The organism is Bradyrhizobium sp. UFLA06-24, from assembly GCF_054967145.1.
In genome coordinates, this window is sequence record NZ_JADFUE010000058.1 from 1 (window position 1) to 23,989 (window position 23,989).

Sequence of the window (23,989 nt, forward strand, 5' to 3'; positions counted from 1 at the left end):
CGCTTCGCTCGGCCTTCTCTTCAAACATGGCAAGATCGGCAAGACCTACTGGACCGTGGTCGAGGGCGGGCCGGCCGAGGACGAGGGCACCATCGATATGCCGCTCGGCCGGCTCAATGCCGAGCGCGGCTGGTGGCAGAAGCCCGACCCGGAAGGGCAGAAGGCCATCACCAACTGGAAGGTGCTTGGCCGGGGCGAAGGGTTTACCTGGCTCGCCATGGAACCGGTGACAGGCCGGACCCATCAATTGCGGGTGCATTCCTCGGCGACCGGCTGGCCGATTTTCGGCGATAACATTTACGGCAACGGCCCGCGCTTCGGGGAGCCGAAGCTGCATCTGCATTCCCGCGAGATCGTGGTGCCGATCTCCCGGAACAAGGAGCCGATCCGCGTCGTCGCGCCGGCCCCGCCCCACATGCACGAGAAGCTCCGTGCCTGCGGCTGGAACGGGGAATAGCGGCCCGTCCAAGCCATGGTTTACGAAACGTTCAGGGCTCGCCTCTAATGATAGCGGTTGCTTAGAACAAGCCTCCCATCCGCTCAGGACGAGCACCGCGTCATGTCCACGGCCGAGCTATCCATTATCGACGAGGTCGAGTCCGCGATCCGGATCGGCTCGCCGGAAAAGGGCCTGGAGACCGCGCGGCGCGTCACCGACCTGTTCCTCTCTTCCGCCGGAAGCTTCAACGACGAACAGATTGCCCTGTTCGACGACGTGCTCGAGCGCCTGATCGGCACCATCGAGCTGCGCGCCATCGCCGATGTGGCAGCCCGCGTTGCGCTGGCTGAAATCAGCGCCCAGCTCGCGCCGATCGCGCAGGCGCCGCCGTCCGTGATCCGCCGCCTCGCCAACAATGACGAGATTCGCATCGCCGGGCCCGTGCTGCAGGAATCCGCGCGCCTCGACGACGGCGAGCTGGTGAAGATCGCCTCCAGCAAAAGCGAGCCGCATCTGCTCGCGGTCGCCGGCCGCTGGTGGCTGAAGGAGATCGTCACCGATGCGCTGCTGGCGCGCCGCTATCCCAGCGTCAGCCGGCGCCTTGCCGCCAATCCAGGTGCGCGCATGTCCGGAAAGGGATTCACCGTCATCGTTGGACAGGCCGAGAGCGATCCCGAGCTCGCGGTAAGCATCGGCATCCGCGTCGACCTGCCCTCGGACCTGCGCCGCCGATTGCTGCGTTCGGCAACCGACGCCGTTCGCACCCGCCTGCTATCACGCGCCCCGCCCGACCTGTTCGAAGAAATCCAGAATGCGATCGCCGCCGTCACCGTCGGCGTCGAGCGCGAGATGTCGGGCGTGCGCGACTTCGAGGGCGCCAAGCGCGCGATTGCAAGTCTCAAGGCGACGGGCCAGCTCAACGAGGCGACGCTGCTCGGCTTCGCCAGGCAGCGGCGCTACGAGGAAACCGTGGCCGCCTTGGCCGCGCTGTCCGGCTCGACCATCGAAGTGATTCGTCCGCTGATGCAGAGCCTGCGCGAAGACGGCCTGCTGGTGCCGTGCAAGGCGGCACAGCTCTGCTGGGAGACGACCGCGGCCGTGCTCGAGAGCCGCTTTGCGACAGGCGCGATGAAGCCGGCGGACCTTGCGCGAGCGGAGAATAATTTTGCGCGCATGACGGCCGAGAACTCACGACGCACGCTGCGCTTCTGGCAGGTGCGGGCGTCGTAGTTCTTTCCCTCTCCCCTTGTGGCAGAGGGTGGCTCGCCGCCTAGCGGCGAGACGGGTGAGGGGTATCTCTCCGCGAGTCCACACATCAATTGAATACGCGGAAGCAACCCCTCATCCGGCGCTTCGCGCCACCTTCTCCCACAAGGGGAGAAGGAAAGAGGCACGGATCATATGGTGAGCCGCTCGCCGTCATTGCCGGCGATCCTCAACGACACGACGCTGCCAATACGCCCGCCCGCTATTGCCACCGGCAGATAATGCTCGGTGCGCCCCTGCCCTTCGCTCTCGATCAGCACAGCGCGCTGTGCGCCGATCTCTGCGTTCAATCGGTGCCGCAACGCCACCTCGCCAGCCGCACGCAGCCGCTTCGCGCGGTCCTTGATCGCACCGCCTGGAACCTGGGGCATCTTCGCAGCCGGCGTGCCGGGGCGCGGCGAATAAGGGAAGACATGCAGGAAGGTCAGGGCGCATTCCTCGACGAGATCGAGCGAGCGCGAGAACATCCCCTCGGTCTCGGTCGGGAAACCCGCGATGATGTCGGCGCCGAACACGATATCCGGGCGCAGGCGCCGGACCTGGTTGCAGAACGCGATCGCATCGCTCCGCGAATGCCTCCGCTTCATGCGCTTCAGGATCATATCGTCGCCGGATTGCAGCGAGAGGTGCAGGTGCGGCATCAAGCGCGCATCGTCGGCGATGGCATCGAGCAGATCGCGATCGGCCTCGATCGAATCGATCGAGGAGATGCGCAGCCGCTTCAGCTCCGGAACGTGCCGCAGGATCTGCTTGGTCAGCATGCCGAGCTTGGGCGCGCCGGGCAGGTCCGTGCCGTAGCTGGTGAGGTCGACGCCGGTCAGCACGATCTCGGCGTGACCGCGTTCGACCAGGGAGCGAACCTGTTCGACCACCGCGCCCATCGGAACCGAGCGCGAATTGCCGCGGCCGAACGGGATGATGCAGAAGGTGCAGCGATGATCGCAGCCGTTCTGCACCTGCACGAACACCCGCGGCAGACCGCTCGCATAGCCGTCGACGAGATGTGGCGCCATCTCCCTGACGGCCATGATGTCGCTGACGGCAATCTTCTCGCTGGCACCGAGATCGAAGGCGTCGCGCGTTGCGCGCCACGCATCCCCGCGCATCTTGTCGTCATTGCCGACGACGCGGTCGACCTCGATCATGTCGGCGAACATCGCGCTTTGCGTCTGCGCCGCGCAGCCGGTGACGACGATGCGTGCGCCCGGCCGTTCGCGCTTCAACTTGCGGATCGACTGCCGCGCCTGCGCCACCGCCTCATTGGTGACGGCGCAGCTGTTGATCACGATGGTGTCGGTGAGGCCCGCCTCCTCGGCTTTGCTGCGGATCACCTCGGCCTCGAAGGCGTTGAGGCGGCAGCCGAAGGTGACGATATCGACCGCCATTAGCCTGCAGGCGCGAACAGCGCAGGATCGAACTTGCCTTCGTATTCGAAGGTCGCCGTGCCCGTCATCAGCACGTGGTCGTCGCGCTCGCGCCATTCGATGCCGAGCTTGCCGCCGGGCAGCGTCATCTCGACCTTGCGTTCGGTGCGCTTCAGCCGCGCCGCCGCAACCGCAGTCGCGCAGGCCGCAGAACCGCAAGCCCGGGTCAGCCCGGCGCCGCGCTCCCAAGTGCGCATGGTGATGTGCTCACGATCGACGATATGGGCTAGCGTGATGTTGGCGCGCTCCGGGAAGATCGGATGATTTTCCAGAAGCGGACCAAAACGTTCGAGATCGTAGGCATCGACGTCGTCGACCCAGAAGATCGCGTGCGGATTGCCCATGCTGACCACGGAGGGCGAATGCAGGATCGGCTTGTCGATCGGCCCGATCTGCAATTCGATGTAGCGTGTGTCGCGAAACTCCTCCGCCAGCGGAATATCCTGCCAGCCGAATTTCGGCGCACCCATGTCGACGGTGTAGAGATCGGGCGTCGGGCCCTGCCAGGCATTGAGCAGGCCGGCGGCGGTTTCGAACGTCGCCGTGGTCTGCCCGCTCTTTTCGAAGATGCGGCGCACGACGCAGCGCATGCCGTTGCCACACGCGCCCGCTTCCGAGCCGTCATTGTTGTAGATGCTGATAAAGGCTTCGGTGCCGTGGAGCCGCGGCTTCTGCAGCACCATGAGCTGGTCATAGGGCACGCCGCCATGCGCGGAGGCGACGGCGCGGGCGTCATCAGGCGTGATGCGGCCGGCGGAATCGCGCATGTCGACAACGACGATCTCGTTGCCGATGCCGTTCATCTTGGCAAATGCGTGGTTGGCCAGCGCGCTCATGAAAATTCCTGAATTTCGCCTGCCTTATATGGCGATCCTTGCCGGCTTGGCCAGTGATTTGCTGCTGGCTGCCGCTGATGTCAGGCATGACGCATCTGTCATGGGACGAATTTGGCGCTCGCGTGTTAGAACGGCGCAGTTCGCGCGACCGGATGTAGGCCTTGGTCGTTAAGGCCTTGCTCGTTAAGGCCTTGGGGAGAATGGAATGATTGGGTTTCGTCGTCTTGCTCTGGCTGCGCTGATCCCGGCGGCGGCCTTTTCGCTTGGGCTATCAGGTGCTCTGGCGCAGACGCCGAGCCCGGCGCCGTCAGCCTCAGCAAGCCCCTCGCCGGCTCCGTCGGCCGCTCCCTCGCCCGCCGCGAGCACCTTGCCTGCGCCCGCGGCAACTCCCTCCCCCGCGGCCAGCGCCTCGCCGAGCCCGGCGGCGCCACCGCCTGCCGCAGCCGCCACCCCCGCCCCGGTGCAGACCGCCGATCCGTTTGGCCAGGAGACCACGCTCGAGGCCAAGAAGGTCGTGATGGTCAAGGGCACCGCCAATTGGGACTCGGCCTTCGATACCCTGGTCGACGCCTTCAAGGCGCTGAACGCGCAGCTCGACAAGCAGGGCATCAAGCGCGCCGGCAACCCGATGATCGTCTACACCTCGACCGACGACACCGGCTTCACCTTCCTCGCCGAGATCCCGGTCGACCAGGATCCGAAGAACCTGCCCAAGGACATGAGCATCGGCAAATCGCCGGAGGGCAAGGCGCTGAAATTCGTCCATCGCGGCTCCTATGACAACATGGATAACACCTATGAGGCGATCACCAATCACCTCGACGACAAGAAGCTGGAAGCCAAGGACACGTTCATCGAGGAGTACCTCACCGATCCCCTCAAGACGGCCGAGGACAAGCTCGTGATCAATGTGTTCGTACCGCTGAAGTGAGACCGATGAAAAAGTCTGCCGCCCTCGCCGCCATCTTCGCCGCCACAGTGACGGCAGCGCCCGCGCTCGCCGACGATTTTCCGTCCGCCATCTCCGTGAGCGGCGAGGCGACCGTCTCGGCCGCCCCCGATCTTGCGCAGATCGATGCCGGTGTCGCCAATGACGCCAAGTCGGCGAAGGAAGCCTCCGACGCCAACAATGCCGCGATGGGCAAGGTGCTGCTGGCGCTGAAGGGCGCCGGCATTCCCGAGAAGGATTACCAGACCTCGCGGCTGTCGCTGCAGCCGCAATATGCCCCGAACCGCTCGAACGGTGCCTCGCCCGTGGTCGGCTTCCGCGCTTCCAACCGCGTCACGATCAAGATTCGCGACGTGACCAAGGTCGCCGGCATCATCGACACGCTGGTCGGCGCCGGCGCAAACGACATCGGCAACATCTCCTTCGAGGTGACGCAGGCCTCGAAACTGCTCGACGACGCCCGCGAGCAGGCGGTGGCAGATGCACGGCGCAAGGCCGAGATCTACGCGAAAGCCACCGGCGTGACGTTGGGTGCACCACTCAGCGTCTCCGAGGGCGGCGCTCCGATGCCGCTGTTCAAGGGCCGCATGGCCGCAGCCCCGATGGCCGCGCCTGCCGCGGTTGCGCCCGGCGAGGAAACGTTGTCGGTGACGGTGAGTGTGAGCTGGGCGATCAAGGCGAAAGAGCAATAGATCCCGTGTCCCGGACGCGCTGCGCTGCGCCCGGCGCAGAGCGGCGACCTAAATCTCCACCACTTGCCCCGGCTTCATCGCCACGAACCGCGCCTGCGGAATCTTCGCCGCGTCGAGTGCTTCCACCAGCGCCTTGGCCGGTGCGTCGATCGCCTCATCCGTCAGCTGGAACGTGCCGTGATGATGGCCCAGCGCTTGCTCTGCGCCGCAATCAGCGAGCGCCTTCACCGCATCTTCCGGGTTCATGTGCTGGTCGCGCATGAACCAGCGCGGCTCGTAAGCGCCGATCGGCAGGATTGCCAGACGCAAAGCTCCGTGCCGCTCCGCGACACGACGAAAATGCCTGCCGTCGCCATAGCCGGAATCGCAGACGATGTAGATCTTCCCCGCCGGCGTCTCCAGCACGAAGCTCGCCCACAGCGCCTTGTTGCGGTCGAACGGGCTGCGCGCGGTCCAGTGGCGGGTCGGGACCAGATGCACGGCAATGCCGCCGCCGAGTTCGACGCGATCATGCCAGTCGAACGCGTGCGCCTTGATGGTGGAGTCAGCCCGGCGCATCGTCACGTCATTGCCGAGGGGGGTGACCACCCGCGGGGCGAAGTTCTTGGAGAGCCGCGACAGCGTCGCGATGTCGAGGTGATCGTAATGGCCGTGCGACACCAGCACGACGTCGATCTTGGGCAGCTTCTCGAAGGCAATGCCGGGATCGTTGTGCCGCTTCGGCCCGGCCCAGGCCACCGGCGAGACCCGCATCGACCAGACCGGATCGACCAGGATATTGAGGCCGCCGGTCTGGATCAGCCAGCTGGCATGGCCGATGAAGGAGAGCCGCACCTTGCCACCGTCGACGCGCTCCGGCGGGGTGTCGGCATGAGGGCTCGGGGCCCAATCCGGCCATTTCGCGCGCTGGCGTCCGCCGCTGAACTGCCAGCGCAGCACCTCGCGCAGCGATTTTGGCGGCGCGCCGTCCGGATCGAAGAAATGCAGGCCGTTGAAATGGTCGGAGGCGGGACCGTCATAGGTTTTCATGCGGGACATCGAGGCTGGTCGGAGAGGTAAGACATCACCGGCTATATGGGCGGGGCCGCCGAAAAAGGAACCCGTCGCCGGAAACCTCCTGTTTTCAAGGCCTTGTCCTGGCAAAGCCGTGCCGGCAGCCTAACTTTCCTTGACTTTTGGGCGTGAGCGGCGTTTAACCCAGCCACTTTCTCGGAAAGGCTTTCTTTTCGACCCGCCGACTGGCCCCGGAGGCCAGAGGTCAACGCCCGACAGCGCGATGCGCCCTCGGGCGCAAAGGTGTTTGGAAGATTGTTTGCCCAAGGAAGTGGTCATCGCCCGACTTGATCGGGCGATCCAGTATCCCAGAGGCGGCTCGGCTGGAACCGAGGTGCCGCGGCGTACTGGATGCCCCGGTCAAGCCGGGGCATGACAGAGGTGAATAAAGGCGCGCCCTCTCACCGGGGGACAGCAACAGGACCACTTCATTGTTCGACAATCTGTCGGAACGGCTTGGCGGAATTCTCGATCGTCTGACGGGGCGCGGTGCGCTGACTGAGAAGGACGTCGACGCCGCGATGCGCGAGGTGCGCCGCGCGCTGCTCGAAGCCGACGTTGCGCTCGAGGTCGTGCGCAGCTTCACCGAACGCGTCCGCGAGCAGGCGATCGGCGCCACCGTCGTCAAGTCGGTCACCCCAGGCCAGATGGTGGTCAAGATCGTCCATGACGAGCTGGTCAACACCCTCGGCGCCGAAGGCCAGACCATCGACGTCAACTCCGTGCCGCCTGTGCCGATCATGATGGTCGGCCTGCAGGGCTCCGGTAAGACCACCACCACCGCAAAGCTCGCCCGCCGCCTGGTCCAGCGCGACAAGCGCAAGGTGCTGATGGCTTCGCTCGACGTCTATCGTCCGGCGGCGATGGAGCAGCTGGCCGTGCTCGGCCGCGACCTCGACATTCCGACGCTGCCGATCGTGGCAGGACAGCAGCCGCCGCAGATTGCCAAGCGCGCGCTGGAAGCCGGCAAGCTCGGCGGCTACGACATCGTGCTGCTCGACACTGCCGGCCGCACCACGCTCGACGAAGAGATGATGACGGAAGCAGCGGCGATCAAAGCTGCTGCGAACCCGCATGAAGTCCTGCTGGTCGCGGACTCGCTCACCGGCCAGGACGCCGTGAATCTCGCGCGCGCATTCGATCAGCGCGTCGGCCTCACCGGCATCGTGCTCACGCGCGTCGACGGCGATGGCCGGGGCGGCGCCGCGCTGTCGATGCGCGCGGTCACCGGCAAGCCGATCAAGCTGATCGGTACCGGCGAAAAGACCGACGCGCTGGAAGATTTCCACCCCGATCGTATCGCCGGCCGTATCCTCGGCATGGGCGACGTGGTCTCGCTGGTCGAGAAGGCCGCCGCCAATATCGACGCCGAGAAGGCTGCGCGCACCGCCGAGCGCATGCGCAAGGGGCAATTCGACCTCAACGACATGCGTGAGCAGCTGCTGCAGATGGCCAACATGGGCGGCATCAGCGGGTTGATGGGCATGATGCCCGGCATCTCCAAGATGAAGAATCAAATCGCCGCCGCCGGCATCGACGACAAGATCCTGAAGCGCCAGGTCGCCATCATCGATTCCATGACGCGCGACGAGCGTCGCCATCCCGATCTGCTCAAGGCCAGCCGCAAGAAGCGCATCGCTGCCGGCAGTGGCCAGAGCGTCGAGCACGTCAACAAGCTCCTGAAGATGCACCGGAACATGGCCGACGTGATGAAGGCGATGGGCTCGGGCAAGCGCGGTCCGCTCGCCGGCATCGCGCAGGCGATGGGCTTTGGCGGCGGCATGAAGATGCCGTCTCCGGAGGAGATGAAAGCGCTGCAGGAGAAGATGCAGGGCGGTGGCGGACAGGGTCTGCCCAGCCTGCCCAAGGATTTGCCGCCCGGTCTTCGCACCGGCCTGCCGAACCTGCCCGGACTGACCGGGCTGAGCGGCAAGCCGACGCTGCCGGGCCTCGGCGGTTTCCCCGGCAAGAAGAAATGAGGAATTCGTTGCGAGGGATCGCTTCGGTCTCGCGCAACGCGAAATGCCAATCAACCGAACAAAACGTACTTTGAAGGAGAACTGAATGTCCGTCGTTATCCGCCTCGCCCGCGCAGGCACCAAGAAGCGTCCCGTCTATCACGTCGTCGTCGCCGACTCGCGCTTCCCGCGCGATGGTCGCTTCATCGAGCGTCTCGGCTATTTCAACCCGCTGCTGCCGAAGGACAACGAGACCCGCCTGAAGCTCGACATGGACAAGGTGAAGGCCTGGCTCGCCAAGGGCGCGCAGCCGTCGGACCGCGTGTCCCGCTTCCTCGACGCCGCCGGCGTCAAGAAGCGCGAAGCGCGCAACAACCCCGAGAAGGCCGTGCCGCGCAAGGAGCGCAAGGCGCAGGCCGAAGCGGCTGCGAAGAGCTAAGGCCAGACCATGTCGGCGCTGATCTGCGTCGCGCGGATCGGCGCTGCGCATGGTGTGCGCGGCGCGGTCAAATTGTGGACCTTCACCGAGGATCCCTTTGCCGTGAAGCGCTACGGTCCGCTTGTCTCCAAGGACGGCAAGCGCCAGTTCGAGCTGGCGCAGGTCCGCGAAGCCAAGGACCATCTGGTCGCGACGTTCAAGGGCGTCACGACCCGCGATGAGGCCGAGCGCCTCAACGGCATCGAACTCTATGTCGCGCGCGAAAAACTGCCCGCGACCGAAGAGGACGAATATTATCACGCCGACCTGATCGGGCTCGCCGCCGTCACAACTGACGGCGATGCGCTCGGACGCGTGCTCGCGATCCATAATTTCGGGGCCGGCGATATCATCGAGATCGCCCCCCTCAAAGGCGCGACGATGCTGCTGCCGTTCTCGAATGCGGTGGTGCCCGAGGTCGACATCAAGGGCGGCCGCGTCGTGATCGCGCTCCCGCAGGAGATCGAGGGCGAGGAGCGCTAGCCGCGCTCACCTGTCTGACGTCCCTGCTGCTCGAGCCAATCGCAAAATACCGCGCGATGCGGATCGTCGTCGCGCCCTACGGGAAAATACGCAAAATAGCTGCGGGCCGGCAGGCTGATGTCCGGAAACGGCGTTATCAGGCGTCCGGCCGCAAGATCGTCGGCAATCAGCGCCGTCGGCCCCATGGCGACGCCGAGGCCGTCGAGCGCAGCCTGAAGCGTCAGATAGAAATGATCGAAGGTCAGCGATGCCGCGCCCTCCAGCGCGGGCTCGCCCGCATCGGTCAGCCAGTCGCGCCACAGCCGCGGCATCGAGGTAACGTGCAGGAGCGTATGACGGTTGAGATCCGCGACCTCCGTCAACGGCAATTTTGCCAGCAGCGCGGGACTGCATACCGGCAGCCGCTGCTCCGACAGCAGAAAGCGCGCCGCAAAGCCGTGAAACGTGTCCGGTCCGCCGCGTATCACGACGTCGAACAGCTCTGGCAACGCATCCACCGGATCATTCGAAGTCGACAGCCGCACCTCGATATCGGGATGCTCGGCACGAAACCTTGTCAGGCGCGGCAACAGCCAGCGCAGACTGAAAGTCGCAAGCGCGTTGACGCGCAGCACCGCGGCCGGCGCCTCGCCGCGTCGCTTGCGATGTTGCTGCACGGCGGCGGAGACGCGATCGAGCGCGGGTGCGAACTCGGCAAGCAGTGCAGCGCCGGCCGGCGTCAGCAAGACCCGCCGAACCGATCGTCGGAATAGCGCCGGCGGCCCGAGCCAGCTTTCGAGCAGACGGATTTGCTGGCTGACCGCGCCATGCGTCACGCCAAGCTCGACGGCAGCTTCCTTGAAGCTGCCGAGCCGGGCCGCCGCCTCGAAGGCGCGGACGGCGTTCAGCGGCGGCAGGCTGCGGCGGGGAACGAACATGGACGGTACAATAGAATTTCTAACGCGAGGTCTGATTATTACTGGTTTGTGACAGCTTCTTGAAGGCCGCATAATGAAAGCCAAGGCACTCACCAACCTTTACTTTCGGCTGCGCTGGACTTGAGCCTTGGCAATCTCTCCTTCAAATTTTCTATCGCGACCGCAAGCACTCGCTCCCGATGCGGTATCTCTCAGCAAGCCGCGCCGCACGCTCGCGGCAACCGGGATCAACCACGCCCTCCACGACGGCTACACGGATCTGATCTATGTGCTGCTGCCGATCTGGCAGGGCGAGTTCGCGCTGAGCTACGGGCTGCTGGCCATCATGCGCGGGCTCTATTCGGTCGCGATGGCCGGGCTGCAGATCCCGATCAGCCACCTCGCCGAGCGGATCGATGGAAAGATCCTGCTCGCGCTCGGCACAATGGTGGCGGCGCTCGGCTATGTGCTCGCGGGGCTCTCCGGCAGTGTCGTCGGACTGGGCCTTGCGCTGCTGGTGTCCGGCGCCGGCGCGAGCACGCAGCATCCGCTCGCCTCGGCCGCGGTGTCGCGCGCCTATGGCCAGGCGGCACGCGGGCCGCTCGGCATCTACAATTTCAGTGGCGATCTCGGCAAGGCGACGCTTCCGGCCCTGACGGCGATGCTGCTGGTGATCGTGTCCTGGCGGCACGCGCTGCTTCTGATCGCATTGATGGGCCTGCTTGTCGCGCTCTGTCTTGCGCTGCTGATGCCGACCGTCGGCAAGGATTTTGCCCAGACATCAGCGGTTACGACGCATGGCACCAATCCCGGCCGCGGCGGATTCTCCTGGCTGCTCGCGATCGGAATTCTCGACAGCGCGGTGCGAATGGGTTTTCTCACCTTCCTGCCCTTCCTGCTGCGCGACAAGGGCGCTTCACTGCCAACGAGCGGGGTTGCGCTCGCGATGCTGTTCATCGGCGGCGCTGCCGGCAAATTCACCTGCGGCTGGCTCGGTGCGCGCATCGGCACGATCCGCACCGTGCTGCTGACCGAAGGCGGGACGGCTGCGCTGATTGTCGCGGTGCTGCTATTGCCGCTGATCCCGGCCATCATCGTGCTGCCGTTGCTGGGCGTGATGCTCAACGGCACATCCTCGGTGCTGTACGGGACGGTCCCCGAGCTCACCTCGCCTGATCGCACCGAGCGCGCCTTCGCACTGTTCTACACCGGGACGATCGGATCTGGCGCAACCGCGCCCGTGCTCTATGGCCTGCTCGGCGACTCCCTTGGCCCGACGCTGGCGACAGTCGCAACGGCCGCCACGGCACTGGCGATCTGCCCGCTCGCGCTGCTGCTCGGATCGCATCTCGCCGACGGCGGCCGCGCCTGACCAACCCGGGATCTCGCAAATTCGAGGTCTCGACCTGCCGGGCGCAATGCCCTAACCAGCGGCCATGACCAATCCCTCCCCCTGGCGCGCGACAGTGCTGACGCTGTTTCCGGAGATGTTTCCGGGGCCGCTCGGCGTGAGCCTTGCCGGGCGGGCGCTGGCGTCCGGCCTCTGGCGGATCGAGGCGCGGGACATCAGGGCCTCCGCCACGGACCGTCATCGCAGCGTCGACGACACCCCGGCCGGCGGCGGGCCGGGCATGGTGCTGCGGGCGGATGTTCTGGCGGCGGCGATCGACGCCGCCGAAATTGGCCCGGACCGGCCGAAACTGCTGATGAGCCCGCGCGGTCGGCCATTGACCCAGGCCCGCGTCATGGAGCTCGCCCAGGGGCCCGGTCCCCTGATCGTCTGCGGGCGGTTCGAGGGGATCGACCAGCGGGTGATTGACGGCCGCGGCCTGGAGGAGGTCTCGATCGGCGATTACGTACTGTCGGGGGGCGAAATCGCCGCGATGGCTCTGATTGACGCCTGCGTCCGGCTGCTGCCGGGGGTGATGGGCAAGGAAGCTTCGGGAACCGAAGAGAGTTTTTCCGATGGCCTGCTCGAATACCCGCAATACACCCGCCCCCAGCTGTTCGAGGGGGTTCCGATCCCGGAGGTTCTGACCTCCGGCGACCATGCCAAGGTCGCCGGCTGGCGGCGGGCGCAATCCGAGGCCCTGACGGCCGCCCGGCGGCCGGATTTATGGGCCCAAATCCCGCCCAAGGCCCCGAATCGGCCCGGACGCCAAAAAACGCCAAAAAACAAGACAGACGGGTGACAAACGCTCCGGCTTGCCTTATAGGAGCGCCCACATCCGCAATGGCTGGATACGAATTTCGCGCAGCCCCCGTTTCCAAGGCTGGGCGCGCCGATGGAGATTTACCCATGAACCTGATCCAACAGCTTGAAAAAGAGCAATTCGACAAGCTCTCCGCCAGCAAGGACATTCCGGAATTCGGTCCCGGCGACACCGTGATCGTCAACGTGAAGGTCGTCGAAGGCGACCGCACCCGCGTGCAGGCCTATGAAGGCGTTTGCATCGGCCGTTCCGGCGGTGGCCTCAACGAGAGCTTCACCGTCCGCAAGATCTCCTACGGTGAGGGCGTCGAGCGCGTGTTCCCGGTGATGTCGCCGATGATCGACTCGATCAAGGTGGTGCGTCGCGGCAAGGTGCGTCGCGCCAAGCTCTATTATCTCCGCAGCCTGCGCGGCAAGTCGGCCCGCATCGTCGAGAAGACCGAGCACGCCAAGGCCGTCAACGAGTAAGCTTCGCCACGAGGCGATTTTCGAAAAGCGCGGGACTCGGTCCCGCGCTTTTTTGTTGCGTCAGCCGTGCGCGTCAAACCACTCGCGCTTCCAACTCGGCCTGCTATATATTCTTGGAATGTTTCCAGATCTGACCAGCTTCGTGAGCCCCCGGCGCATCGTCATCGACGATCGCTCGCGGCTGCCTGGCCGTTTCTTCGGACGCTTCGCGACCTCGGCAACGTCAGAGCTTATTCGCGCAGCCTAAAAGCTGCGCCGACGATTTTGTTGCCCCGCGCGAACATCGCGCACATCCGCTTCACACATTCTCTTGGAGCTGACGCTCATGTCCAAGCCGACCACCCTGTACGACAAGATCTGGAACGACCATCTGGTGCACGAAGCCGAGGACGGCACCTGCCTGCTCTATATCGACCGCCACCTGGTGCACGAGGTGACCTCGCCGCAAGCTTTCGAAGGCCTCCGCGCCACGGGACGCAAGGTCCACGCACCCGAGAAGACGCTCGCCGTCGTCGACCACAACGTGCCGACCACCGACCGCAGCAAGCCGAATCCCGATCCTGAAAGCATCGAGCAGATCAAGGCGCTGGCCGAAAACGCCAGGGAATTCGGCATCGAATATTACAACGAGTTCGACAAGCGCCAGGGCATCGTGCACGTCATCGGTCCCGAGCAGGGCTTCACGCTGCCCGGCACCACCATCGTCTGCGGTGACAGCCACACCTCGACGCATGGTGCGTTCGGCGCGCTCGCGCACGGCATCGGCACGTCAGAGGTGGAGCATGTGCTGGCGACGCAGACGCTGATCCAGAAGAAGGCGAAGAACATGCGCGTCACCGTCGACGGCAAATTGCCCGACGGCGTGACCGGCAAGGACATCATCCTCGCCATCATCGGCGAGATCGGCACGGCCGGCGGCACCGGCTACGTGCTGGAATATGCCGGCGATGCGATCCGTGCGCTCAGCATGGAAGGCCGCATGACGGTCTGCAACATGTCGATCGAAGGCGGCGCCCGCGCCGGCCTCGTCGCGCCCGACCAGAAGGCCTACGACTTCCTGCGTGACCGTCCGAAGTCGCCGAAGGGCGCGGATTGGGATGCGGCGATGCGCTACTGGGAGAAGCTGCGCTCCGACGAAGGCGCGCATTTCGACCACGAGCTGCGCCTCGATGCGGCCAAGCTGCCGCCGATCGTGACCTGGGGCACCAGCCCCGAGGACGTCATCTCGGTGACCGGCATCGTGCCCGACCCTGACAAGATCGCGGATGAGGCGAAGCGCATCTCCAAGCACCGCGCGCTGAAGTACATGGGCCTGACCGCGGGCACGAAGATCATCGACATCAAGCTCGACCGCGTCTTCATCGGCTCCTGCACCAACGGCCGCATCGAAGATCTGCGCGCCGCCGCGAAGATCGCCGAAGGCAAGACCGTTTCGGCGAACGTCAACGCCATGGTGGTGCCGGGCTCCGGCATCGTGAAGGAGCAGGCGGAAGCCGAGGGTCTGGACAAGATCTTCATCAAGGCGGGCTTCGAATGGCGCGAGCCCGGCTGCTCGATGTGCCTTGCCATGAATCCGGACAAGCTGAAGCCGGAAGAGCGCTGCGCTTCGACCTCGAACCGCAATTTCGAGGGCCGCCAGGGCTTCAAGGGCCGCACGCATCTGGTGTCGCCGGCGATGGCCGCGGCGGCGGCGATCGCGGGTCACTTCGTCGACGTCAGGGACTGGCGCTAAGCTGTTCCCGACAATTGTCACTGATGCGGTAAATCGCCGTTAATCGCCGGCACCGACACTGCGTCCTCGCGAGGGCGCAGTGTCATGGCCAACAAGCCTGAATATGTCGACCTGATCAGCGATGCGACCCGCCAGCACCGGCGGCCACTTCGCATCGTCGCCAAGCCCGAGGTCGAGGAAGCTTCGAAGCTCAGCCGCTGGCCGCCGGCGATGTTCAAAAAATGGAAGATCGAGACGCTGATGCGGTGGAAGCCGTCGTCGTGGAATGTGAAAGGCTGGCTTTGAGCCACGCACAAAGGGCGCCAAGATGCGCCCTTTTCAAGTTCGACCGCGCTTACCAATAGCGGTACGGATAGTGCCAGCGGTGCCAATGATGCCAGCGGCAGATGCGGCGCGGGCCGTAATAGGTCCAGATGATCCGGCAGCGGCGCGGATAATGATAGTAGGAATAGTAGGGATAGTAGCCGCCGTAATAATAGCGCCGGTGGAAGTGGCGATAGCCGTAATACGGACGATAGTAGCCGCCGCCCCAGTGACGATGATAGCCGCCATAATGGATGCCGCCGTAGCGCATCCCGCCGCCATGGAAGGCGGGAGCGGCGTGGAAGCCGCCGAAATGACCTCCGCCGCCGTGGAAGCCGCCGAAATGTCCGCCGCCACCATGCCCACCGCCGCCAAAGCGGACCGGCGTGATCGTGGCGTCGCTGGCAGTCTTCGCAGCAGGCAACGCGGCCGGATTGATCGGCGTCATCGCTTCAGCGCGGCGCGTAGTCCCTGATGACATGATCAGAGCAGCGACGGCCGCAAGCCCGAGCAGGCGCAGCGGGCTCGCACCGGGACGAAACATCCTCAGCATGGAATCTCTCCCTGAATGTGGACAGCGTCTTTGCGGCGCAGCGTCGCGCGCCAGCGCTGTTCAATTGCAGTCGCTCCCGAGGATCAAACTAGAAACAACGACGTGAACGCGCCATGAATGAACGAATTGATCGCGTCACCAGAACGGCCCGTAGCCGAACACGAACGGCGCGGGCACGCCGTAGGGATAGGGACGGTAATAAACCGGCCGCGCGTAATAGTGCGGATCGGGACGCGGGGTGTACCGCGCGACGTATCGTGCATGCCGTCGTCCGTCGAACACCGCGCGCCCGGCCGAGGCATCCGGCAGCTTGGTCGCGCGCTGCGTCGCGGAGGCGTGGGACATGCCGCTCGCAAGTGCGACGACAACAGCGAGTGCAATCCATTTCGTCATGCTGACCTCCGACCCGCGTATCAGCCGCGGCGCCAGTAGCAGCTCATATGCGGCGTGATCACCGTGCCGCTCGGCCTGTGTTCCTGCACATAGGCGACGTTGCACTCGCGGACCGCGTCGGGGCCCGGATTGTAGCGCGGATAGACGCCATCGGGACTTTCATAGGGCGTGACCCGGAGGCGGGTCTGGGGCCGCCTGCGGGGCGGCGGGACGTCGTCGGGCGAGACCGCCTGGGCGATACGGAGTTCGGGGCCGGCGGTTTGAGCAAGCGTCTCCGCCCGCGCGCTCACGCCAGCTTGCGAAAACAACCCCATGCACAGTAGCGCCACCGCTGTTTTTGCTCGCATTTTTTCGCCCACCTGAACCACCCTCGACCTCGGGCCCACGCTCCCCGTTTTGGCGGCGCCCGTCAACCTCGCTGCGCTTATAAAGCCGGATGCGTCGCCGCGAAACCCGCGCTAAGACAAGCCGATGTGGACGGACCTGAAAGCGCCCTCGCTGGCCGAGATGGAGGTGGCGGCGCACGATATTTTCGAACGCCTGCCGAAGGAATTTCGCAGCCTCTGCGAAGGCCTGATCATCCGCGTCGACGACTTCCCCACCGACGAGGTCCTGGACGAGATGGAATGCGAGAGCGAGTTCGACCTGCTCGGCCTGTTCCAAGGCGTCGGCCTGCCCCAGCAGAGTTTTGGCGACGTGGCGCGGCTGCCCAACATGGTCTGGCTCTACCGACGGCCCATCCTGGATTACTGGGCCGAGCACGACGAAAGCCTCGGCCATATCGTTCGCCACGTCCTGATCCACGAGATCGGCCACCATTTCGGCCTCTCCGACGACGACATGGCTGGCATCGAGGCTCAAGCGGAATAGGACGCGGACTTAATCGAGGCGCGGTGCGGGGAGAAGCATCGTCAGTCGATAGTCGGGCCAGCCCGCGAGAGACAGCGACACCTGCTGATAGTTCAGCAATCCCATCGCCGGATGATTGAAGGCGCGTTCGCCACCTTCGCGCGCCAGCACGCCTTGCGTCTCCCAGCAGCGCGCGAAGTCGGGGCTTGCAATTCGCAGCTCATCGACGAGCCGGCGAATATCCGGATCGTCGGAGTAGGCCGTCACCGCGGCGCGGAACTCCGCGACGACGCGATGCGCGCGGGCCGTCCAATCGAGGATGAGCGTTTTGGCCTCCGGCCTGAGAAAGATGTAGCGCAGCAGGTTCGTCTCGCCGCCAGCATCGAGCCATCCTGCAAAGAGCGCGGAGGCTTTCGCATTCCAGCGACGCGCGCTCCAGATGCGATCGAGGATGTAGGCGGGACCGTCGATCGCGTCGACGCAGGCCAGAACCGCCTCGGGTGGATCATCCCCTTGGCCCGGCCGCTCGGGATCGCGCTTGCCGGCAACTTCGAACAAATAGCTGCGCTCGGCCCGTGACAGCCGCAATCCGCGTGCGAGGCGCGCAAGGGTCGCGGCCGAGACCGAGACATCGCGACCCTGCTCGATCCAGGTGTACCAGGTGGCACTCAATCCGCAGAGCTGAGCGACCTCTTCGCGCCGGAGGCCGGGTGTGCGCCGTCGCGGTCCGGCGGCGAGGCCGAATTCTGCCGGAGCTTGCCGCTCCCGGAGCGCCCGCAAGAACGCGCTGAGCGAGAGAGCCGGAGCAACCGGATCCTGTCCTACCATGGTGGTAATTATACTAGCATAAGTTAGATGCTTAAACCAGTACCTGCCAGGTGCTAGCGTTCTATGCCGACTTCGTCGCTGCGCTAAGGATGCACGGACATGGGCAAGCAATTCGCCAGGATCGAACCCGAGCACGCGGCGTTCATCGCGCGGCAGAAGCTCTTCTTCGTTGCCAGCGCCCCGCCGAAGGGACGCATCAACGTCTCCCCGAAGGGCCTGTCCTCATTCCGGGTGCTCGGAGAGAACGATGTCGCCTATCTCGATTGCACCGGCAGCGGCAGCGAAACCCGCGCGCACCTGATCGCCTCAGACGACAAGCGGCTGACCATCATGTTTTGCGCCTTCGATGGCCCGCCGATGATCCTGCGGCTCTACGGCCAGGGGCGATCGATCATGCGCGGCACGCCTGAGTACGCCGAGCTCGCCCCTCGATTCGAGGACATGGCCGGGGCACGCCAGATCGTGCGTCTCTCGGTCGACCTCGTGCAGACATCATGCGGTATGGGCGTGCCCCTGTTCGACTACAAGCAGGAGCGTGGCAACCTCATCCGCTACTGGACGGCGCAGGGCGTCAACAATTTGCGAAAATACTGGGGCCTGAAGAACGTGGAGAGCATCGACGGCCTGCCGACCGGCTTTGCCCCTGACAGCATGGCTCCGCAGAGCTGACAGAGCAGATCTGACAGATCCAAGATTGCCGAATCCGGCCTAGGATTCGTATTCCAACCGGGCTAAACAGCCCTTCCCTGACTGCAAACCGGGAAGCCTGAGATGGACAAGTTCACTACGCTGGAAGGCGTCGCGGCGCCGCTGAAGATCATCAATGTCGACACCGACATGATCATTCCGAAGCAGTACCTCAAGACCATCAAGCGCACCGGCCTTGGCAAGGGGCTGTTCTCCGAGCAGCGCTACAAGGACGACGGCAGCGAGAACCCGGATTTCGTCCTCAACCAGCCCGCCTATCGCAACGCGAAGGTGCTGGTCGCCGGCGACAATTTCGGCTGCGGCTCGAGCCGTGAGCACGCGCCCTGGGCGTTGCTCGACTTCGGCATCCGCTGCGTGATCTCGACCTCGTTCGGCGACATCTTCTACAACAACTGCTTCAAGAACGGCATTCTGCCGATCCGCGTTTCGCAGGAAGACCTCGACAAGCTGTTCGACGACGCCGAGCGCGGCGCCAACGCGACGCTGACGATCGACCTGCCGAACCAGGAGATCCGAGGCCCCGACGGCGGCAAGGTCAAGTTCGAGATCGACCCGTTCCGCAAGCACTGCCTGATCAACGGCCTCGACGACATCGGTCTCACCATGGAGAAGAAGGCCTCGATCGACACCTATGAAGAGAAGCTCAAGCGCGAGCGCGCCTGGGCCTAGCTTCAGATTTCCGTTTGAGCCCCGGCGTCGAAGGCGCCGGGGCTTTTTCTTTGCCCCACTTGTCCCTATGGCTCGCCTATGCTGCCCGAGATCGTCACCTTCTGGCATGGCCCGATGGACGCGCTGCGCCAGACCTGTCTGCGCTCGCAGCTCGCGGCCGGCCACAAGGTCACCGTCTACAGCTTCGACCCCATTCCCGGTTTGCCCGCCGGTATCGCCAACGCGGAAGCCGAAGCGATCCTGCCGCAAGCCTTCTCCGAACGGCTGCGGCCGCCGCAGCCTGATGGCAGCTGGCGCGACTGGACTATTCTGCAGTTCAGCGATTTCTTCCGCATGAAGCTGATGGCGAAGGGTCTCGGCCTCTGGCTCGATGCCGACGTGCTGCTCCTCAAGCCCGTCGAGATCGACCCGGCAAAACCCTATTTCGCCTGGGAGCGGCCGCGCCAGCTCGGCAATTCCGTGATCTATCTGCCGCCGGAGCACGGCATCGTGCGCGCGTTCGAGGAGCTGATGGAGCAGGAGGAGCTGACGCCGAACTGGCTGTCGCTGCGCCACCGCATCACCTTCGCGATGCGCCGACTGCGCGGCGGCTCGAACCGCCTCTCGGATATCCGCGTCGCGATCTACGGCCCGGCGGCGCTCACCGCACTCGCCCGCCGCACCGGCGAATTGCACAACGCGCTGCCGAAGCAGTCGTTCTACGCCGTGCACGCCGAGCCAAAGCTGTTCTTCGACCCCTCCAGCTATCTCGGCCTCGTCACCAATCCCGAGATCATCGGCCTGCACATCTCGCCCAAGGGCCGCGGCGGCGAAAAGCCGATCCCGGGGAGCCTGTATGCGTGGGCGGCGGAGCGGTTTGCATAGCTGCCGCGCATAAAGTGCGCTCCCTCTCTCGCTTGCGGGGGAGGGGTAGGGGTGTCTCCGCAAGCGAGAACCCCCAAGGGGAGGAAGCCCTCACCCGGCGCACGGGACGATGCTTTGCATCGTCCGGACGCGCCGACCTCTCCCGCAAGCGGGAGAGGTGCAGCGGAGGCCGCGACGCTCTTTCCTGTTTGATCCAGCGCAACGCGCTCCTGCATCATTGTGCTTAATTCGCTCCAATTCCGCCGTTCGAATGGAGCTTCGCCATGAGCACCGCAAGCAGGCCTTATCCCATCGTCCAGGATCTCATCGAGTCCTTTGCCGGCTGGCTGAAGCATCGCCGCGAGGTGAACGAGATGCGTCAGCTCGATCGCGCCGATTTCGACCGGATTGCGAGCGACCTCAGGATTGCGCCTGACGATCTCGAGGAGCTGGTCCGTCACGGCAAGCACTCGGCAGACGAACTGCCGAAGATGCTGGAGCAGCTCGGCATCAGCGCAGAGGCCCTCGGCCGCGCTCAGCCGCTGCTGCTGCGCGACCTGGAGCGGGTCTGCTCGCTGTGCAATCACAAGGGACAATGCGACCGCGATCTCGCCGAGGGCACCGCCGCCGAGAACTATCACGGCTATTGCGCCAACGCCGCGACGCTGGAATCGCTCGACCGCGCCGACCACGCGCAGCGCTGAGCGGCGCGCCGGTCGCCCGGTCCCGATCAGCCGCGGCCCGCCATCGCGGCCGCTTCCGCGGCTGCGCGCTGCATGCTGGTCGACATCTCGTTCGTCACCGTGCTCTGCTCCTCGATCGCCGCGGCGGTCGAGGTGACGTATTCGCTGACGTTGTTGATCGCCTGCTTGATCGAGCTCAGCGCGCTGACGACATCGCCGGAAATTCCATTGAGGCTGCCGATCTCCTGCGCGATCTTGTCGGTGGCCTGCTTGGCCTGGTTGGCCAGGCCCTTCACCTCGGATGCGACCACGGCAAAGCCGCGGCCGGCTTCGCCGGCGCGCGCCGATTCGATCGTGGCATTGAGCGCCAGCAGGTTGATTTGCCCGGTGATGTTGTTGATCATCTCGACGATCCCGCTCATCGCCTGCGCGGCGTCGGTGAGACGCTGAGCCTGTGCGTCGGCCGAGGCGACCTGCTCCACCGCCCCGATCGCGGTCTCGCGTGATTTGGTCATGGCTTCCGCAATCTCCCGCACCGATGCGTTGAGCTCCTCCGAGCCGGCGGCGACCGATTCCATCATGCCGCGGACGCGCTCGTTGCCCATGCGGACCAGCACCTGCCTGGTGGTATCGGTGGCATATTTCACGACCTTGAACGGCTTGCCGTTGAGGTCGAGGATCGGATTGTAGGACGCCTGGATGTAGACTTCCTTGCCCCCTTTGCCGATGCGCTTGTATTCGGCCGCCTGATACTCCCCGCGATTGAGCGCCGCCCAGAACTCGCGATATGCCGCGCCGTCGCGCTCGCTGGGCTCGACGAACATGCTGTGATGGCGCCCCCTGATCTCATCCAGGGAATAACCGAGCGCACCGAGGAAATTGGGGTTGGCGGTAATGATCGTGCCGTCCATGTTGAACTCGATCACCGCCTGAGCCTTGTCGATCGCCGCGATCTGGCCGGCGAGGTCGGCGTTCTTCAGCTTCTGTGCGGTGACGTCGCTCGCAAATTTGACGACGCCGAACGGCTTGCCCGCGTCGTCCAGCACGGGATTATAGCTCGCCAGAATCCACACCTCCTTGCCGCCCTTGCCGATCCGCTTGAACTCCCCGGCCTGGTACTCACCGCGGTTGAGCTTCTCCCAGAATTCGCGGTAGGCGGCGGTGTCGCGCTCTGCTGCGGGCATGAACAGGCTGTGATGCTTGCCCTCGATCTCGGATAACGAATAGCCGAGCGCCTTGCAGAAATTCTCGTTGGCCGTGACGATGGTGCCGTCGAGCTTGAACTCGATGACGGCCTGAGCGCGGCTGATGGCGGCGAGCTTGGACGCATCCGCCATGCTGCGCAGCTTCTTGGCCGTGATCTCGGTCGCGATCTTGGCGACCATGACCGTCTTGCCGTTGCCATCGCGCACCGGATTGTAGGACGCTTCGATCCAGACTTCGCGCCCGTCCTTGGCGATCCGCTTGAACTCGCGCGCCTGATATTCGCCGCGATTCAACGCGGCCCAGAATGCCTTGTACTCGGCACTGTCGCGCTGGTCGGCCGGCACGAACATCGAATGATGCTTGCCTTGAATCTCGTCAAGCCGATAGCCGAGAGCGTCGAGAAAGTTCTGGTTGGCCGTGATGATCGTACCGTCCAGGTTGAATTCGATCATCGCTTGGGAGCGGCCGATAGCATCGAGCCGCGCTTGTGCATCAATCCTGGACTTGCGACCGAACATTTTTCTGCTCCGACATTGGCTTCCGTTCGTGGCGCATTCGCTCGAGAACGGCATCAGTATGATGATCCCACCGGAGGTCGTGCGCTCGCGACCACCGCTGCACACGCCACCCACGTAGCGAGCAAGTATATGAATCGAATTATCAGAGTATTTGCCCGATCGAAGACACAATGGCCGGATTTTGCCAGCGCGATTAACCTGACAGCGACACCCGATGAGATCGGCGCCGTTACCGGGCATAAATTGCGAAGGCTGGCCTAAGGCGACTATCGGTATTCGGCAGAACCCAACCGCGAAGGACTGAATAGACCTCCGTGCCTTCCGGACTGGTTGGTCTGCGAAAGGCAAAGGTGGCGCCTGGCAGGGGCGCTGCGTGTTCAGGCATTTTGTCGCAGGGGTCGGGTGATCTGCCGCGCGCTCGCGAACGTAACCGTTACGTCCCGCAGTTCTCCGCTGCAATTTCCAATTGGTGGCGCCCGGAGTCCGATTCACTAATTTGAGCTTTTGAGGATTCTGATTTGGGCTCCGTTTCCTATCTCGACCGCTATCCTTTGCTTCGGTCGCGCGACAGCGAGTTCGCGCGCGACCGGCTGTTCGCGGAATACGGCGCCGACCGATTCGACAGACGCGGCGATACGTTTGGCGTCCAGGCAAATTTTGCTCGCCTCAATGCGATCGGCATCGCGTTCTGCGCCTATGACGGCGAGGCATCGCTCGCATTTCCCGAATCGCAAATCCTCCGCCAGTTCTTCTCGATTCAGGGCCATGCAAGCTTCAGAACCCATGGGGACAGCCGGCCGATCGAGGCCTGGAGTCCGGTCGTGATGGGAGACACCCGGCTGAATCTCAATTTCGGGCCCGGCTATCGCCAGCTGGTGGTGAGGATAGACACGCTTGCGACGGAGCGCTTGCTGAAGAGCATGATCGGAGACGATTCCGGCGCGAGGCTGCGCTTCGTTGCCGGCGAGCCCGATCCCGCGATGATGACGCATCTGCGCCACGATGTTTTCAGATTTGCCGAGGAGCTGGAGAGGTTCGGGCAGGAATACTCGCCCGTCGCCATCGCCGAGCTCGAGCGGACATTGATGGTTCGAATGCTGCTGGCGCACAGGCACAACTTCACAGATCGGCTGCAGCGCGCGCCGCCGGGCGCCAACCGGACCGTGGTCGATATCGCCGAATCCTACATCGAGGCTCATTGGGACGAACCGCTCGATCTGGAAATGATCGCCGGAATTGCCAATGTGAGCGTACGGACCGTTTTCAGAGAGTTTTCCGATGCCGGACGCGGATCGCCCGGCCAGTTCGCGCGGCGCATTCGCCTCCATCGCGCGGCAGAAATGCTACGCCGGCCTGACGAGCAGACCAGCGTACTCGCCGTGGCCTTCAAATGCGGCTTCCGAAACCTTGGCCGCTTCGCATCCGAATACCGGCGCGAGGTCGGCGAGCTGCCGTCGGACACGTTGAAGAATGCGAGACGAAGGTTGTAGGTTTTCTATGGCCGCCAGCACGGGCGGGCTGCATATGCGGCGGCGGGCCTTCAAGACGCG

General features: G+C 64.6%; 27 protein-coding genes. 18 read left to right on the top strand and 9 right to left on the bottom strand.

The features are described from left to right. Together IF809_RS30630 and IF809_RS30635 are read left to right on the top strand one after the other, a co-directional pair. Window positions 1-457, top strand: a 457-nt coding sequence (locus IF809_RS30630; RefSeq protein WP_462839402.1) for an RluA family pseudouridine synthase, incomplete at its 5' end; no start/stop codon positions are given. Window positions 458-559: 102 nt separating this feature from the next. Continuing rightward, window positions 560-1,669 (top strand): DUF2336 domain-containing protein, encoded by a 1,110-nt coding sequence (locus IF809_RS30635; protein ID WP_462839403.1) that lies wholly within the window; start codon window positions 560-562, stop codon window positions 1,667-1,669. Between the two features lie 167 nt (window positions 1,670-1,836). Here IF809_RS30635 and mtaB read toward each other — a convergent pair whose 3' ends face one another. Both mtaB and dapF read right to left on the bottom strand, forming a co-directional pair. Continuing rightward, window positions 1,837-3,090, bottom strand: a complete 1,254-nt coding sequence (gene mtaB / locus IF809_RS30640) for a tRNA (N(6)-L-threonylcarbamoyladenosine(37)-C(2))-methylthiotransferase MtaB (protein WP_462839404.1) — start codon at window positions 3,088-3,090, stop codon at window positions 1,837-1,839. Further along, on the bottom strand, window positions 3,090-3,965 hold the full coding sequence (dapF, locus tag IF809_RS30645) for a diaminopimelate epimerase (protein ID WP_462839405.1): 876 nt from the start codon (window positions 3,963-3,965) through the stop codon (window positions 3,090-3,092). Before dapF ends, mtaB begins: the two co-directional genes overlap by 1 nt. Window positions 3,966-4,170: 205 nt before the next feature. On the opposite strand from dapF, the gene IF809_RS30650 reads away from it, so the two are divergent. Together IF809_RS30650 and IF809_RS30655 are read left to right on the top strand one after the other, a co-directional pair. After that, window positions 4,171-4,896, top strand: coding sequence for a GyrI-like domain-containing protein (locus tag IF809_RS30650; protein ID WP_462839406.1), 726 nt, complete (start codon window positions 4,171-4,173; stop codon window positions 4,894-4,896). A 5-nt stretch (window positions 4,897-4,901) separates the two neighbouring features. Then, the gene (locus tag IF809_RS30655; RefSeq protein WP_462839407.1) at window positions 4,902-5,606 is read left to right on the top strand and encodes an SIMPL domain-containing protein; all 705 of its coding nucleotides are present in this window, start codon (window positions 4,902-4,904) and stop codon (window positions 5,604-5,606) included. 48 nt (window positions 5,607-5,654) lie between these two features. Here the strand turns inward: IF809_RS30655 and IF809_RS30660 are convergent, their stop codons facing one another. Beyond that, entirely contained in the window at window positions 5,655-6,644 is a 990-nt protein-coding gene (locus IF809_RS30660; protein ID WP_462839408.1) for an MBL fold metallo-hydrolase, read from the bottom strand. Between the two features lie 446 nt (window positions 6,645-7,090). Here IF809_RS30660 and ffh point away from each other — a divergent pair, with 446 nt between their 5' ends. The 3 genes from ffh to rimM all read left to right on the top strand — a co-directional run bounded on the left by ffh (window position 7,091) and on the right by rimM (window position 9,578). Continuing rightward, window positions 7,091-8,638, top strand: coding sequence for a signal recognition particle protein (ffh, locus tag IF809_RS30665; RefSeq protein WP_453981343.1), 1,548 nt, complete (start codon window positions 7,091-7,093; stop codon window positions 8,636-8,638). A gap of 85 nt (window positions 8,639-8,723) precedes the next feature. Continuing rightward, window positions 8,724-9,056 carry a 30S ribosomal protein S16 gene (gene rpsP, locus IF809_RS30670; protein WP_061850367.1) on the top strand — a complete coding sequence of 111 codons (333 nt, stop codon included), beginning with the start codon at window positions 8,724-8,726 and terminating at the stop codon, window positions 9,054-9,056. 9 nt (window positions 9,057-9,065) lie between these two features. Beyond that, window positions 9,066-9,578 (top strand): ribosome maturation factor RimM, encoded by a 513-nt coding sequence (gene rimM, locus IF809_RS30675; protein WP_462839409.1) that lies wholly within the window; start codon window positions 9,066-9,068, stop codon window positions 9,576-9,578. On the opposite strand, the gene IF809_RS30680 is transcribed toward rimM, so the two are convergent. Beyond that, complete coding sequence (locus IF809_RS30680) at window positions 9,575-10,495, bottom strand: LysR substrate-binding domain-containing protein (RefSeq protein WP_462839410.1); 921 nt, start codon at window positions 10,493-10,495, stop codon at window positions 9,575-9,577. The two genes, rimM and IF809_RS30680, sit on opposite strands and share 4 nt — an antisense overlap. 133 nt (window positions 10,496-10,628) lie before the next feature. On the opposite strand from IF809_RS30680, the gene IF809_RS30685 reads away from it, so the two are divergent. The 5 genes from IF809_RS30685 to IF809_RS30705 all read left to right on the top strand — a co-directional run bounded on the left by IF809_RS30685 (window position 10,629) and on the right by IF809_RS30705 (window position 15,171). Further along, window positions 10,629-11,846: an MFS transporter gene (locus IF809_RS30685; protein ID WP_462839428.1), complete on the top strand. Its 1,218-nt coding sequence runs from the start codon at window positions 10,629-10,631 to the stop codon at window positions 11,844-11,846. Window positions 11,847-11,910: 64 nt separating this feature from the next. Continuing rightward, the gene (trmD, locus tag IF809_RS30690; RefSeq protein ID WP_462839411.1) at window positions 11,911-12,666 is read left to right on the top strand and encodes a tRNA (guanosine(37)-N1)-methyltransferase TrmD; all 756 of its coding nucleotides are present in this window, start codon (window positions 11,911-11,913) and stop codon (window positions 12,664-12,666) included. Between the two features lie 107 nt (window positions 12,667-12,773). Then, window positions 12,774-13,154, top strand: a complete 381-nt coding sequence (gene rplS, locus IF809_RS30695) for a 50S ribosomal protein L19 (RefSeq protein ID WP_128963367.1) — start codon at window positions 12,774-12,776, stop codon at window positions 13,152-13,154. A gap of 325 nt (window positions 13,155-13,479) precedes the next feature. Next, complete coding sequence (leuC, locus tag IF809_RS30700; protein ID WP_462839412.1) at window positions 13,480-14,886, top strand: 3-isopropylmalate dehydratase large subunit; 1,407 nt, start codon at window positions 13,480-13,482, stop codon at window positions 14,884-14,886. Between the two features lie 84 nt (window positions 14,887-14,970). After that, window positions 14,971-15,171, top strand: a complete 201-nt coding sequence (locus IF809_RS30705; protein WP_462839413.1) for a hypothetical protein — start codon at window positions 14,971-14,973, stop codon at window positions 15,169-15,171. Between the two features lie 49 nt (window positions 15,172-15,220). Here the strand turns inward: IF809_RS30705 and IF809_RS30710 are convergent, their stop codons facing one another. The 3 genes from IF809_RS30710 to IF809_RS30720 form a co-directional block, all read right to left on the bottom strand. Continuing rightward, complete coding sequence (locus tag IF809_RS30710) at window positions 15,221-15,742, bottom strand: hypothetical protein (protein ID WP_462839414.1); 522 nt, start codon at window positions 15,740-15,742, stop codon at window positions 15,221-15,223. 135 nt (window positions 15,743-15,877) lie between these two features. Beyond that, the gene (locus IF809_RS30715; RefSeq protein WP_462839415.1) at window positions 15,878-16,135 is read right to left on the bottom strand and encodes a hypothetical protein; all 258 of its coding nucleotides are present in this window, start codon (window positions 16,133-16,135) and stop codon (window positions 15,878-15,880) included. A 20-nt stretch (window positions 16,136-16,155) separates the two neighbouring features. Beyond that, window positions 16,156-16,449, bottom strand: a complete 294-nt coding sequence (locus IF809_RS30720; RefSeq protein ID WP_164938959.1) for a hypothetical protein — start codon at window positions 16,447-16,449, stop codon at window positions 16,156-16,158. 157 nt (window positions 16,450-16,606) lie between these two features. Here IF809_RS30720 and IF809_RS30725 point away from each other — a divergent pair, with 157 nt between their 5' ends. Continuing rightward, on the top strand, window positions 16,607-17,005 hold the full coding sequence (locus IF809_RS30725; protein WP_128963361.1) for a metallopeptidase family protein: 399 nt from the start codon (window positions 16,607-16,609) through the stop codon (window positions 17,003-17,005). 9 nt (window positions 17,006-17,014) lie between these two features. Here IF809_RS30725 and IF809_RS30730 read toward each other — a convergent pair whose 3' ends face one another. After that, window positions 17,015-17,812, bottom strand: a complete 798-nt coding sequence (locus IF809_RS30730) for a helix-turn-helix transcriptional regulator (RefSeq protein ID WP_462839416.1) — start codon at window positions 17,810-17,812, stop codon at window positions 17,015-17,017. Between the two features lie 99 nt (window positions 17,813-17,911). On the opposite strand from IF809_RS30730, the gene IF809_RS30735 reads away from it, so the two are divergent. The 4 genes from IF809_RS30735 to IF809_RS30750 all read left to right on the top strand — a co-directional run bounded on the left by IF809_RS30735 (window position 17,912) and on the right by IF809_RS30750 (window position 20,736). Then, window positions 17,912-18,481, top strand: coding sequence for a pyridoxamine 5'-phosphate oxidase family protein (locus tag IF809_RS30735; protein ID WP_462839417.1), 570 nt, complete (start codon window positions 17,912-17,914; stop codon window positions 18,479-18,481). A 102-nt stretch (window positions 18,482-18,583) separates the two neighbouring features. Further along, window positions 18,584-19,189, top strand: coding sequence for a 3-isopropylmalate dehydratase small subunit (gene leuD / locus IF809_RS30740; protein WP_128963358.1), 606 nt, complete (start codon window positions 18,584-18,586; stop codon window positions 19,187-19,189). Between the two features lie 78 nt (window positions 19,190-19,267). Next, window positions 19,268-20,053, top strand: coding sequence for a glycosyltransferase family 32 protein (locus tag IF809_RS30745; RefSeq protein WP_462839418.1), 786 nt, complete (start codon window positions 19,268-19,270; stop codon window positions 20,051-20,053). 263 nt (window positions 20,054-20,316) lie between these two features. Further along, a complete protein-coding gene (locus IF809_RS30750; protein ID WP_128963356.1) occupies window positions 20,317-20,736 on the top strand; it encodes a DUF6455 family protein in 420 nt (139 codons plus the stop codon). Window positions 20,737-20,762: 26 nt separating this feature from the next. On the opposite strand, the gene IF809_RS30755 is transcribed toward IF809_RS30750, so the two are convergent. Continuing rightward, the gene (locus IF809_RS30755; RefSeq protein ID WP_462839419.1) at window positions 20,763-22,439 is read right to left on the bottom strand and encodes a methyl-accepting chemotaxis protein; all 1,677 of its coding nucleotides are present in this window, start codon (window positions 22,437-22,439) and stop codon (window positions 20,763-20,765) included. Between the two features lie 518 nt (window positions 22,440-22,957). Here IF809_RS30755 and IF809_RS30760 point away from each other — a divergent pair. Beyond that, window positions 22,958-23,929 (top strand): helix-turn-helix transcriptional regulator, encoded by a 972-nt coding sequence (locus IF809_RS30760; protein WP_462839420.1) that lies wholly within the window; start codon window positions 22,958-22,960, stop codon window positions 23,927-23,929. The last annotated feature ends 60 nt before the right edge of the window (window positions 23,930-23,989 follow it).